Below are 12375 nucleotides of genomic sequence, written 5' to 3'. Positions count from 1 at the left end.
TCAGGCGGAGCAAAGAGGCGAAGCGCATGCCCGCTCTATGGGCGAGGCAGGAGGGCGGCTCAACCTTTCCGGGCGGGCCCGTTGCGACGGAACCGCGCTGCGGGGCGACGGGTTCAACCTGGATCAATGGAGACCCCTATGTCCGACACCGCCGATACCCCTACGCTGCTGCTCGTTCAGGCCAATGTGGCGCATACGATGAAAGTGGAAAGCCGGGACGGCGATACGGTGGGCACCGTATATTCGTTCATGGTCCACAAGCGCAGCGGCAAGGTGACGCATGCGGTCCTGTCGCTGGGCGGGTTCCTCGGCATGGGCAAGAGCTTCTACCCCGTCCCCTTCTCGCTCCTCCAGTTCGACTCGGTGCGCGACCAGTACGTCATCACCATCGACCGCCGCCTGCTGGAAGGCGGCCCGAGCTGGTCGAACAACGCGCCCGTATTCGACCAGGCCTATGCCGACCGCGTCGCAAGCTATTACAGTGTCGGCAGCGAGAATGTGTCGATCGAATAAGTAGAGCGATGACGGGGGGCGGTACGATTTGCATCGTGCCGCCCCTTAAGCATCACGCCCGCCGGCCGCTGGCGAATTTCTTGCTCTTGCCGAACCGCGTCTTGCGGGTACCCGGCTTGCCTTCGTTGGAGCGGCCCATGATCGGGGCCTTTTGTTCGTGGACGGGCAGGCCCAGCTCCTCGTTCTCCAACTGACGGATCTCGTCGCGCAGGCGACCGGCCTCCTCGAATTCGAGGTCGGCAGCGGCCTTGCGCATCTTCTTTTCGAGTTCCTCGATATAGGCCCGCAGATTGTGGCCGACCATGTGCGAACGCTCGTCGTCGATCGGCACGGTCACCTGATCGCCCGAGGCGACATGCGCGATGATGTCGCCGATATTCTTGCGTACGGTCGCGGGCGTGATGCCGTGTTCGGCATTATAGGCCATCTGCTTTTCCCGGCGCCGCGCGGTTTCGCTCATCGCGCGTTCCATCGAGCCGGTTATGCGATCCGCATACAGGATCACGCGACCATCGACGTTGCGGGCGGCGCGGCCGATCGTCTGGATGAGCGAGGTTTCCGACCGCAGGAACCCCTCCTTGTCGGCGTCCAGGATCGCGACCAGCCCGCATTCGGGAATATCCAGTCCCTCACGCAGCAGGTTGATGCCGATAAGCGCGTCATAGACGCCCAGGCGCAGATCGCGGATCAGTTCGATACGCTCCAGCGTCTCGACGTCGGAGTGCATGTAACGGACCTTGATCCCCGCCTCGTGCATATATTCGGTCAGGTCCTCCGCCATCCGCTTGGTCAGCGTGGTGACAAGCGTGCGGTACCCCCGCTCGGTGGTCTTGCGAACCTCGACGATCAGGTCCTGTACCTGTTCCTCGACCGGCTTGATCTCGATCGGCGGATCGATCAGGCCGGTAGGGCGGATCACCTGTTCGGCAAAGACGCCGCTCGTCTGCTCCATCTCCCAACTGCCCGGCGTGGCCGACACGCACACGGTTTGCGGGCGCATCGCATCCCATTCGTTGAAACGCAGCGGCCGGTTGTCGATCGCCGAGGGCAGACGGAAGCCATATTCGGCCAGCGTGATCTTGCGACGATGGTCCCCTCGCGACATGCCGTTAATCTGGCCGATGGTGACATGGCTCTCGTCGACGAACAGCACGGCGTTTTCGGGCAGATATTCGAACAGGGTCGGTGGCGGCTCGCCGGGCAGGCGGCCGGTCAGGAAGCGGCTGTAATTCTCGATGCCGTTGCAACTGCCGGTCGCCGCGATCATTTCGAGGTCGAAGTTGGTACGCTGTTCGAGCCGCTGGTGTTCGAGCAGCTTTCCCTCCGCTTCCAATTCCTTCAGCCGCTCGGACAATTCGTGGCGGATCGCCTCGGCCGCCTGCTTCATCGTCGGGCCGGGGGTGACATAGTGCGAGTTCGCATAGACGCGCACGGAGTTGAGGTTCGCGACCTTCTTGCCGGTGAGCGGATCGAATTCGGTGATCTCCTCGATCTCGTCGCCGAAGAAGGAGATGCGCCACGCCGAATCTTCATAATGCGACGGGAAGAGTTCCAGCGTGTCGCCCTTCACGCGGAAATTGCCGCGCTGAAAGGCCGCATCGTTGCGCTTGTATTGCAGTGCGACGAGCTTGCGCACGATTTCGCGCTGATCGACGCTTTGCCCTTTCTTCAGGTCGAAGATCATCGCCGAATAGGTCTCGACCGAACCGATGCCGTACAGGCACGACACCGAAGCGACGATGATGACGTCGTCCCGCTCCAGCAACGCACGCGTGGCCGAGTGACGCATGCGGTCGATCGACTCGTTGATCGAGGATTCCTTCTCGATATAGGTGTCGGACCGCGGCACATAGGCTTCGGGCTGGTAATAGTCGTAATAGCTGACGAAATATTCGACCGCGTTGTTCGGGAAGAAGTTCTTGAACTCTCCGTACAACTGCGCGGCCAGGATCTTGTTGGGGGCGAGGATCAGCGCGGGGCGCTGCAACGCCTCGATCGTCTTGGCCATGGTGAAGGTCTTGCCGGAGCCGGTGACGCCGAGCAGCACCTGATCCTTCTCGCCGGCCCGTGCCGCCGCCACCAGTTCGGCAATGGCGGTGGGCTGGTCGCCGCTGGGGGTGTAGTCGGTCACCAACTCGAGGCGGCGCCCGCCCTCCGCCTTTTCCGGGCGGCTGGGGCGATGGGGGACGAAGGCGGGGCCGGTTTCCGGCTCTTCTAGGGTCGTGCGGATCTGGATGGCCATGGCGGGGATATGGGGCTTTGTTCTCGTTTCGTCACCTGTGCCCACGTAAACGGTTTCGAGCCCTGCAAGTTCAGGCGCGGCGATCGGTCAGGGCGGCGGCGACCGTGAGGATCAGCGCTGCGGCGGTGGCCAGCCACAAGGCATGGGGGCCGGCATGGAGATGCGCGAGCGTGCCCAGTGCGGCCCCTGTGACAAGCGCGCTCCACAACAGCAGATGCGGAGTCCATGCCCAGCGTGCGCCGCCGGTGATCGCGGCGGCGAGCCGCTGGCCCAGCTTGACCAGCGTGCCGGTCATGTAGGTGACGCCGATGCTGACCTCGCCGTCACGCTGAAACACGCCGTTGGCGGCACCCATCGCCGCGGCCATGACGAAGACGGCGGACGGTGCGTTCAGCGGGGCGGCGACGGCAAGCAGGATGGTGACCAGCAGCAGGACCACCGGCTTTCGCGCCCGGCCCGCCACACGCGCGGCCAGCGCACCGGCGATCACGCCGCCGACAAACGCGCCGACCAGTCCGGCTGCGACCGCCGCCATCGGGCCGCCAAGGACGAGATCGACCGCAAGCTGCGTCGAATTGCCGCTCATGAAGGAGACAAACAGGCCGTTCAGGGTGAGGAAGCCGACGGCATCGAGATAGCCAGCCAGCGCCGCGACGCCCGAGGCAAGGAGCCAGAAGCGTTTCCGATATCGGTTCACGAATCGACCCTTAACGGTTGTAGCGGAGGATTGCACGCCGGCTTGCGCGCGCTACGCTGACGATCGTCATCGATCACGGGGGACATCATGCGTCATCTTTGTGCCACCGCCACGCTGCTCGCCCTCGCGACGCCGGCCATGGCCGAGCCGGATTATGCCGCGGCCGTGAAGGCGGATTACGATCGCGACCTGAAGGGCTTGTGGGACTGGTTTCACCGAAATCCGGAGCTGTCGTTCAAGGAGGAGAAAACGGCGGCGCGGATGGCGGCGGAGCTGCGCCGGGTGGCGGGGATGCAGGTGACGGAGAAGGTGGGCGGCACCGGGGTGGTCGGCGTGCTGCGAAACGGTGCGGGGCCGGTGGTACTGGTGCGTGCCGACATGGACGGCCTTCCGGTGGAGGAGAAGTCGGGGCTGCCCAATGCCAGCACGGTGCGTCAGGTGGGTGTCGATGGCGTGGAGGCGCCGGTGATGCATGCGTGTGGGCATGATGTGCATGTCACGGCGATGGTGGGGACGGCGCGGCGGCTGGCGGCGTTGAGGGACAGGTGGCGGGGGACGGTGGTGTTCGTCGTGCAGCCGGCGGAGGAGCGCGTGGGCGGGGCGAAGGCGATGCTGAAGGACGGGCTGTATGCGCGGTTCCCCAAGCCGCAATATGCCGTGGCATTCCATGTGGATGCGGAGCGTGCGGCGGGCACCGTTTCCGCGGCCGAGGGCATCCAGTATTCGTCGTCGGATTCGGTCGACATCACCGTGCCAGGCATCGGTGCGCACGGCGCCAGTCCGCATATGGGCAAGGATCCGGTCTATATGGCGTCGCAACTGGTGATCGCGCTGCAAGGCCTGATCAGTCGCGAGCAGCAGCCGTTGCGGCCGGGGGTGATCACGGTCGGATCCTTTCATGCCGGCCTGAAGCACAATATCATCTCCGACCAAGCCCGGTTGCAGGTGACGGTGCGCGCCAATGACGAGGAGGAGCGCGCGCGACTGGTCGCCGGGATCGCCCGCGTGGCGCGCGGTGTGGGCGAGCTGAACGGCATGCCCGCCGACAAGATGCCGGTGGTAACGGTGATCGAGGGAACGCCGACGACGATCAACGATGCGGCGCTGGCCGGGCGGCTGAACGCCGTGCTGGCAACGACGCTGGGCGCGGATCATGTTGCGCCGTTCACGCAAAAGGGAATGGGGGCGGAGGACTTCGCCTATTACGTCCAGCCGGATAGCGGCGTGCGCGGCTATTATTTCTCGGTCGGCGGTACGCCGGCGGATGTCGTCGCCGCCGCCAGGGCCGGTGGGCCCGCCATCCCCTCGCACCACAGCCCGCAGTTCAAGGTGTCGCCCGAGCCTGCGGTGGTGACCGGGGCGGTGGCGACGACGGCGGTGGTGCTGGACCTGCTGAAGCCGGGGGTGGCGTCCTAGCGGAAGCGGTCGGCACCCGCGGCGTCGAGGCAGCGGAGCAGCCGGTCGCGCGGTGTCTCCGCCACCGCGGTCGGGCGGTAGGGGCCGATCTCGACCGGGCGACCGAGCGCCACGGGGGCGAAGCCGCGCTGGCCGGTGCAGCGCATGGACGCAGCGAGCAGCGCGGGCGGCGTGTCATAGGCCTCGTAGGAGAGGCGGAACGTGCCCCAATGGATCGGTATCGCATGGGCGGCGCCGAGCCGGCGATAGACCTCCACCGCATCGACCGGGCCGATATGGCTGCCCGATGCCATCTGGCCCGGCGCGAAGCGGAACGCGCCGATGGGGAGCAGCGCCAGCCGCACGGGACCGAGCTGTGCCGCCTCCACCGGCCAGCGGCCGTCGCCCATGCCCGTATCGCCCGCAAAGAACAGGTTGCCGCCGGGCAGGGTGATGGTGAAGCTGGACCACAGCGCGCGGTTGCGGTCGGCGAACCAGCGGCTGCCCCAATGGTGGTTGCGGGTGACGACGACCGAGATGTCGGGGCGCAGGGCGAGGCGCTGCCCCCAGTCGAGCGCGGTGGCGGGCACGCCGGCCTGCGCGATGACGCTGTCGTTGCCGAGGCTGGTGACGATACGCGGCCGGTCCCGCAGCCAGAGACGGCGCAGCGTATCCAGGTCCATATGGTCGTAATGATTGTGGCTGACGACGATCAGGTCGATCGGGGGCAGGCGATCGAACGCGATGCCGGGCGGCGCGACGCGCGATGGGCCCATGCCGAAGGGCCCGGCGGTGCCCGCCCAGATCGGATCGGTCAGGATGTTGAGCCCCTGCGTCTGGACCAGCACCGTGGCATGGCCGACCCAGGTGGCGACCATGCGCTGGCCCTGCACCCGGTCGGGGGGTGCGACCGGGTCGATGCGCACCGATGCCGGCCATGGCGGCCGGTCGTCGCTGCCGGTCAGGTAGCGCCAGAAGAAACCGGCACGTCCGCCGCCGCCGGGGGCGCGCATCGTGTCCTCGTCGCCGTCCGGGTTGAAGAAGCGTTCGGTGTCGAAATGGCCGCTGGCGGGGCCGCGATAATAGATGCGGTCCAGGAAGCGCGGCACGATCGTGACCGCAAGGCCGAAGAGGATCAGGAGCAGCGCGACGAGCTTGGCAAGGACTTTCAGAACTGCGGCCACGCCCGCTCCTTCATGCATGATGATGGGACCAACGTATGTCAGGGCCCTCGGGGTCCGGCAAAGTCCGCCGTCCGCATATTGCGCCGGACGCCCTGCGCGGTAGCATGGCGCGAAAATCGGGGGCAATTCCATGCGGGTAGCGCAAAGATGGCTGGCGGCGACGCTGGCGGTGGCAGTGATGGCGTCGGGCGCGCCGGCGCGGCGAGTGGCGGTGGAGGAACAATCGATCGACGCGTTGCGCGCGATGCTGGCCACGGGGCGCGTATCGAGCGTCGATCTGGTGCGCGCCTATCAGGCGCAGATCGCCCGGATGGATCGCAAGGGGCCGCGGCTGCACGCGGTGATCGCGCTGAACCCCGATGCGCTGGCGCAGGCCAAGGCGCTGGATGCCGAACGCAAGGCCGGGCGGGTGCGCGGTGACCTGCATGGCATCCCGGTCCTGATCAAGGACAATATCGAGACGCTGGACCCGGTGCCGACGACCGCGGGCAGCCTGGCGCTGGCGGACAATCTGACGCGGCGGGATGCACCGGTCGTCGCCAGGCTCCGTGCGGCGGGGGCGGTGATCCTGGGCAAGACCAACCTGTCCGAATGGGCCAATATCCGCTCGACCCGGTCGATGAGCGGGTGGAGCGCGGTGGGCGGTCTGGTGCGAAATCCCTATGCGCTGGACCGCACTGCTTGCGGTTCGTCCTCCGGGTCGGGTGCGGCGGTGGCGGCGAGCTTTGCCGCGGCGGCGGTGGGGACGGAGACGGACGGATCGATCGTCTGCCCGTCGGCGATGAACGGACTGGTCGGCATGAAGCCGTCGATCGGGCTGGTCAGCCGCACGCATGTGGTGCCGATCAGCCACAGCCAGGACACGCCGGGGCCGATGGCGCGGAGCGTGCGCGACGTGGCGGTGATGCTGACCGCGATGGCGGGCGCGGACCCGGCCGACCCCGCGACGGCCGCTGCGGTGCCGCGCGACTTCGCCGCCGGGCTGTCCGCCCAGGCGCTGTCGGGCGTGCGGATCGCCGTTCGCCGGCCGGACATGCCACGCGCCGTGGCGGCGCGGTTCGATGCCGCGCTACAGGTTTTGCTGGATGCGGGAGCGATCCTGGTGCCGGTGACGGAGCCGAGGATGGACGGGATCGGCGAGGCGGAGTTGGTGGTGCTGCTGACCGAGTTGAAGGCGGATCTGAACGCCTATCTGGCCAGCACGCCGCCCGCCGTGACCGCGCGGACGCTGGATCAGGTGATCGCGTTCAATGCGGCGCGGCCGGCAGCGGAGATGCCGTTTTTCGAGCAGGAACTGTTCGCGCAGGCGGCGGCGACGCGCGGGCTGGACGATCCGGCGTACAAGGCGGCGCGGGCAAAGTCGCTGACGGCGGCGCGGGGCGCGATCGACGGCATGCTGCGCGAGGCACGCGCCCGTGTGCTGGTCGAGCCGAGCTATGGCCCGGCCTGGCTGAGCGATCCGGTCCACGGCGACCAATATAACGGCCCGAGCGCCAGCCAGTGGCCGGCCATCGCAGGCTATCCGCATCTGACGGTGCCGATGGGATTGGTGCTGGGCCTGCCGGTGGGGTTGTCGTTCGTTGCGGCGAGGGACGGCGATGCGGTCGTGCTGCAGGCCGGATATGCGTATGAGCAGCGGGCGCAGGCGCGGGAGCGACCGGGTTATGCGCCCAGTGTCGAGGCGGGGGCGCGGTAGCGGCGGGCGACGCGGAATTGCCAGAGGACGAGGAGGGGGACGAGGACGAGTTCGAGCAGCAGGCCGAGGAGATGGCCGCGCGAGGGGGCGCCGACCGCCATCAGCGAGCCGAGCCGGGCAAAGCCGCCGGCGACGACGAGCGCGGCGAGCAGGCGGAAGCGGGGTCCCTGCCGCTCGATCGCGGGGATGCAGGTGGTGAAGGCCACGCCGACGCCCAGGAATATGCCCGACAGATACCGGACATGGCTGTCCAGATCGACGGGGACGAGCGGCGGGCGGCCCATCCAGACGGGGCCGAGCAGCACGCCCGCCGCCCCCGCCGCGATCGGCACGCAGCAGGCGAGCGCCACCGCCACCTGCAGCAGGCGACGCTCCACCGCCGGCGTCACGACAGGATTTCCTTGCGGACATGAATGGCGCGCAGCGAGATCCGCACCTCGATCATGAAGGCGGCCAGGCACAGGATGAGCAGGGACACCGACAGGATGAAGGCGAGCGCGATCCAGGTGCCGATGTGGAATTTGCCCAGGTTCGCCACGAAAAGCAGCGCGATGACGAGGCAGGCCATGACCGCGCTGAGCACCGACATGAAGAGCGCCGCATTGATGATCGACATGCGCCGGTCGAGCAGCCGCAATTCCCATTTCAGGCGGCCGCGGTGCGCCTCGTCCCCGGCCCGTTCGAGCAGCAGTTCGAGCGCGCGGGCGCGATCGATGACGCGGGCGAGCCGCCCGGCAAGCACATTGAGCAACTGGCCGATCGCCGCCAGCATGAAGACGGGCGCGAGCGACAGCTGGATCGTCTGCGCGATGGTGGAGACGGCGGGAAGGGTCGGCATCGCGGGCAAAGGTGGCGCGGTCGCGCGTGCGAGACAAGGCCGAAGCGGCATCATGCGCCCACAAAGGCGTTGGTAACCTGCATCAGTATAGACCCTCGCCATGCGCCGATCCGGACGGGATAAAGAACGATCGTGACCATGCCGATGCGCCTTGCCGGAGATGAGGGAACCACGTCGCGGGTGAGGGCGACGCTGGTCGAGGGGCTGTCCACCGCGATCGACGAGGTTGCGGCGGCGGCGCCGGCCACGCATCGTTTTTTGCGATATCAATGGTTTGACTCGGCAGTGGCGGTATATGGCGGCCCCGCCACGACGCTTGTGGTGGAGGAGGACGGGCGCCCCGTGCTGGCGATGCCGCTGGTGCCGGTGGGGCCGCGCATGGCGCGCATCGCCGCCGTGCCCGGCTCCTACTGGCCGTTTCGGGCACCGGTGACGGCGGAGCGCGCGACCGGCGCGGTGGCGCGCGCGGCACTGACCCTGCTGGCGCGGCACCGGCGGGCGATCCGAATCGGCCCGGTGCCGGATAACGATTCGGGCGTGACGATGCTGGTGGAGGCGGCGCGGGCATCGGGCTGGACGGCGATCGACCGGGTGATCGGCACGATCTGGATCTTCCGCATGGCCGATGCGGCGGCAGGCGGTGCGTGGCCGCGCAACTCGACGCTGCGCAAGAACCGGTTCTTTGAAAAGCATCTGGGCGAGCATGGTGCGCTGGACTGGTCGTTCCTGACCGGGGACGACTGGCCCGCCGGGTTCGATGCGCTGGGGGCGATCGAGACGCGAAGCTGGGTCGGTCAGGAGGGGCTGGACGCCAAGTTCACGGTGCAGGGGCGGCATGGTGCCTTTTGGCGCAGGGCGATGGCCGATCCCGTGCTGGCGGGCATGGCGCGCGCGGCGTTGCTGCGCATCGACGGGGCGCCGGCTGCCTTCTCGTTCGACCTGGATGCCGGTCCGTGGCGCTACGCGATCGCCAACAGCTACGATCCGCAATTCGCGCGGCAGAGCCCGGGCCGGTTGCTGGTTTATCGCAATCTGGCCGACGCGCTGGCGCGGGGGGTGCGCGACGTGGACTGGGGCATCGGCGACTCAGGATACAAGGAAACGCTGGGCAGCGAGCCGGGGCCGGCGATGCGCGACTGGCTGTTGTGCGCGCCGGGCGTGTCCGCGCTGGCCGGGCGCCTGATGGCCGAAAGCTGGCGGCGCAGCGCGAGGGTGTAGCCGGCGGCTCAGAGCCCGTTTGGAGATGTGCTGTGAGCGCATTTAGCGGGCTGGCACGGCCCGAAATTGCTCTTTCGCCAATTTCCAGACAGCCGCTCAGCGCGCGTCGGCGAGGATGCGTTCGACCTCTGCCGGAGTGATGCCCAGCACATCGGCGAGGCCGGATATGGTGGCGCCGCGCTTCACCATGTCGCGGACGCGATCGGGATCGGCGGTGACCGTATAGTTTCGCGTGTCGCGCTGTTCGCGCACGACATCCTTGCGGCCCGAGGAGCGGCGACGGCTGGCCGCGGCGGCATGCGGATCGCGGGCGGCGAGCGCCTGTTCCTGTTCGCGGCGCGCCTCGCGGGCCTGTTCGCGCGCGGCGATATCAGCCTGGCGACTGGCGGCGCGCGCTTCGAGGCGCTGCGCCATCAGGTCGACGCGGTCCTGCGCGCGGGTTTCGCGTGCCCTGGCGCGCTCGGCGGCGCGGTCCTCCGGGCTGGCGTTCGTCCTGATGCGAAAGCCCGGCGAGGCGGCGGGCACGCCCCAGCTTTTGTCGACCAATTCTGCTGCTCCGGATCCGGTGGCCCGGCCGCCCAGTCGCCGCAGGGGCGGGGGCCGGTATCCGGATTGCCGTTATCGCATCAGTCCGGCGGCGCGCAAGGCGTCCTCGATCACCTTGCCGACATTGGCGCCGACGCCGGCCGGTTCGGCGTGCTCGGCCGTGCGGGGGGCGGGGGCCGGCATCCGCTCCAGCACCGCCGTGCGGGCGGCGCCGCTTTCGCGAACGTCGTCGGCGGGGATCAGGCCCCAGAAGCGGCCGATATGGCGGGTGGAGGAAATGCTGGCATCGAGCATATAGGCGCCGGCCTGTCCGCAGCGATCGTCGCCCGCGACGGCGAGCGGGGTGCCGTGGCCCATGCCGGTGATGCTGTATTCCTCGATCACCGGCCGGCCCGATGCGTCATGCCAGACGCGGCGGGGATACCCGTCCACCGTCTCCTGCCGATCGGGTCGCGCATTGGCCCCGTGGAGCGAGCGCCATTGGCGGATGATCGCATCGGCGTTGGAGGGGGCGACGGTCGCATCCCCGCTGCCGTGCCAGATCGAGATGGTGGGCCAGGGACCGTCATGGTCGGAGGCGTCGCGCACCAGTGCGGCCAGCGCGTCCTCACCGGGGATGCCGTGGCCGCGCATGCGGTCGAACGCCTGCGGCATGGTGGTCGCGCTGCCATAGGGCAGGCCGGCGATGATCGCACCGCCGGCGAACACCTCCGGATAGGTCGCCAGCATGACCGAGGCCATCGCCCCGCCGGCGGACAGGCCGGTGACGAAGATGCGCGCCGGATCGATCGCATGTCGGGCGGTGACCGCGGCGATCATCTGGCGGATCGACAGCGCCTCGCCAGTGCCGTGACGGCTGTCTTCGGGATTGAACCAGTTGAAGCAGAGATTGGGGTTGTTCTGCCGCTGCTGCTCCGGAAACAGCACCGCGAAGCCGTAGCGGTCGGCCATGTCCGACCAGCCGGCGCCCAGATCATAGCCGGCGGCGGTCTGGGTGCAGCCGTGCAGGACGACGACGAGCGGGGCGTCGGGGGCGAGCGACGCGGGGATGTGGACATAGCCGTGCAGCGCGCCGGGGTTGGAGCCGAACGCATCAAGCCTCGTCAGGCGGCTGCTGTCGGACGCCAGCCCCATGTTCATCGCACCGGCGCCGCGCAGTGCGGCGAGCCGGCCAACCGTATCGGAAATCTTTCGCATCGGCCGCGTCCTCATCAAGAGCCATGGCACAGGGATGGCCTATGCGACCTTGCTGCACTGCACAAGAGATGGGGCGCGGGTGGGCTTTTGCAACGGTGTGGGCAGCCAGTGGCGGTGGCCGGGACGATAGCCGTGCAGTTTACCGGGCCGATCAGGGGATATTGATCGATGTTAGATGGTTAGGTGCACCAACGGGTTTTTTCGCGTGGTTACCATGCGGCCGGATCGGACAATGGGAGGCGACGCATGACGGATCGAGGCAAGAAGGGCCTGCGCGGCATCAACATCATTACCGGCATTTGCGGCCTGACCGCCTTGGGCGGCGCGATCTCGCTCGGGATGCTGGAGGAAAAGCAGGCCGAAAAACAGCAGTTGCGGCAGGCCGATACACGTTCAGACACGCGCCGCGATACGGAGCGTCGAGCCGCCAGAATGGCCGAGCCGGCCATCGCCGACTCGACGGTGCAGTAGGGGACTATTCGGGAGGGGCGATCACCGCGCGTGTCGCGGTGCCCCCTCCCGGACCGGTGGATCAGCGGCGGATATACCGGAAATACCAAATTTCGACGTTAGTAGGCATAAAAAACCGCAGAAAACCGTCAATGCTTGAATTGATTCTTGGGCCGCGATAGCAGCTAGCAATCACCGAGTAAGCACGTGGCGCCGTTTCGAGCTGTTCAGCATGTGCGCAGGAACCGCTCCAACGTGGCTCATTTGAAGACACTGCGGCTGCTATAATCCATTGCAAGCATCGAAGGGTATGGCAGTGATCTCTCGCCGGGGTGGCGCTCCCAACTCCCAACATGCTGCCCTGGCACCTGCGGCTGGCATGCATAGCTATCGCGGCAC

Annotated in this window: 12 protein-coding genes; 5 read left to right on the top strand and 7 right to left on the bottom strand. The window is 67.7% G+C overall.

Annotated elements, in window-relative coordinates; all coding sequences use genetic code 11:
* Positions 1 to 138: 138 nt before the first annotated feature.
* Positions 139 to 513 (top strand): PRC-barrel domain-containing protein, encoded by a 375-nt coding sequence (locus tag OXR08_RS09235; RefSeq protein WP_112381259.1) that lies wholly within the window; start codon positions 139 to 141, stop codon positions 511 to 513.
* 52 nt (positions 514 to 565) lie between these two features.
* Here the strand turns inward: OXR08_RS09235 and uvrB are convergent, their stop codons facing one another.
* Both uvrB and OXR08_RS09225 read right to left on the bottom strand, forming a co-directional pair.
* Entirely contained in the window at positions 566 to 2755 is a 2190-nt protein-coding gene (gene uvrB, locus OXR08_RS09230; RefSeq protein WP_267349411.1) for an excinuclease ABC subunit UvrB, read from the bottom strand.
* A gap of 70 nt (positions 2756 to 2825) precedes the next feature.
* Entirely contained in the window at positions 2826 to 3452 is a 627-nt protein-coding gene (locus tag OXR08_RS09225; RefSeq protein ID WP_267349410.1) for a DUF1275 family protein, read from the bottom strand.
* 87 nt (positions 3453 to 3539) lie between these two features.
* Between OXR08_RS09225 and OXR08_RS09220 the strand changes: the two genes are divergently transcribed.
* The gene (locus OXR08_RS09220; RefSeq protein ID WP_267349409.1) at positions 3540 to 4868 is read left to right on the top strand and encodes an amidohydrolase; all 1329 of its coding nucleotides are present in this window, start codon (positions 3540 to 3542) and stop codon (positions 4866 to 4868) included.
* Here OXR08_RS09220 and OXR08_RS09215 read toward each other — a convergent pair.
* Positions 4865 to 6049: an MBL fold metallo-hydrolase gene (locus OXR08_RS09215; protein WP_267349408.1), complete on the bottom strand. Its 1185-nt coding sequence runs from the start codon at positions 6047 to 6049 to the stop codon at positions 4865 to 4867. The genes OXR08_RS09220 and OXR08_RS09215 overlap by 4 nt on opposite strands.
* 112 nt (positions 6050 to 6161) lie before the next feature.
* Between OXR08_RS09215 and OXR08_RS09210 the strand changes: the two genes are divergently transcribed.
* Positions 6162 to 7727 carry an amidase gene (locus tag OXR08_RS09210; protein ID WP_267349407.1) on the top strand — a complete coding sequence of 522 codons (1566 nt, stop codon included), beginning with the start codon at positions 6162 to 6164 and terminating at the stop codon, positions 7725 to 7727.
* Here the strand turns inward: OXR08_RS09210 and OXR08_RS09205 are convergent.
* Entirely contained in the window at positions 7694 to 8116 is a 423-nt protein-coding gene (locus tag OXR08_RS09205; protein ID WP_267349406.1) for a DUF4345 domain-containing protein, read from the bottom strand. The two genes, OXR08_RS09210 and OXR08_RS09205, sit on opposite strands and share 34 nt — an antisense overlap.
* Positions 8113 to 8565 (bottom strand): DUF2721 domain-containing protein, encoded by a 453-nt coding sequence (locus tag OXR08_RS09200; protein ID WP_112381252.1) that lies wholly within the window; start codon positions 8563 to 8565, stop codon positions 8113 to 8115. Before OXR08_RS09200 ends, OXR08_RS09205 begins: the two co-directional genes overlap by 4 nt.
* Before the next feature lie 138 nt (positions 8566 to 8703).
* Here OXR08_RS09200 and OXR08_RS09195 point away from each other — a divergent pair, with 138 nt between their 5' ends.
* Positions 8704 to 9783 carry a GNAT family N-acetyltransferase gene (locus tag OXR08_RS09195; RefSeq protein ID WP_267349412.1) on the top strand — a complete coding sequence of 360 codons (1080 nt, stop codon included), beginning with the start codon at positions 8704 to 8706 and terminating at the stop codon, positions 9781 to 9783.
* Positions 9784 to 9879: 96 nt separating this feature from the next.
* Here OXR08_RS09195 and OXR08_RS09190 read toward each other — a convergent pair whose 3' ends face one another.
* Both OXR08_RS09190 and OXR08_RS09185 read right to left on the bottom strand, forming a co-directional pair.
* Positions 9880 to 10329: a hypothetical protein gene (locus tag OXR08_RS09190; protein WP_267349405.1), complete on the bottom strand. Its 450-nt coding sequence runs from the start codon at positions 10327 to 10329 to the stop codon at positions 9880 to 9882.
* A 72-nt stretch (positions 10330 to 10401) separates the two neighbouring features.
* Positions 10402 to 11526 (bottom strand): PHB depolymerase family esterase, encoded by a 1125-nt coding sequence (locus tag OXR08_RS09185; RefSeq protein WP_267349404.1) that lies wholly within the window; start codon positions 11524 to 11526, stop codon positions 10402 to 10404.
* Between the two features lie 246 nt (positions 11527 to 11772).
* Between OXR08_RS09185 and OXR08_RS09180 the strand changes: the two genes are divergently transcribed.
* Entirely contained in the window at positions 11773 to 11997 is a 225-nt protein-coding gene (locus OXR08_RS09180) for a hypothetical protein (protein ID WP_112381249.1), read from the top strand.
* The last annotated feature ends 378 nt before the right edge of the window (positions 11998 to 12375 follow it).

The organism is Sphingomonas sp. GM_Shp_2 (assembly GCF_026540875.1).
Taxonomy (GTDB): domain Bacteria; phylum Pseudomonadota; class Alphaproteobacteria; order Sphingomonadales; family Sphingomonadaceae; genus Sphingomonas; species Sphingomonas carotinifaciens.
This window is presented reverse-complemented; position numbering and strand designations above follow the sequence as displayed.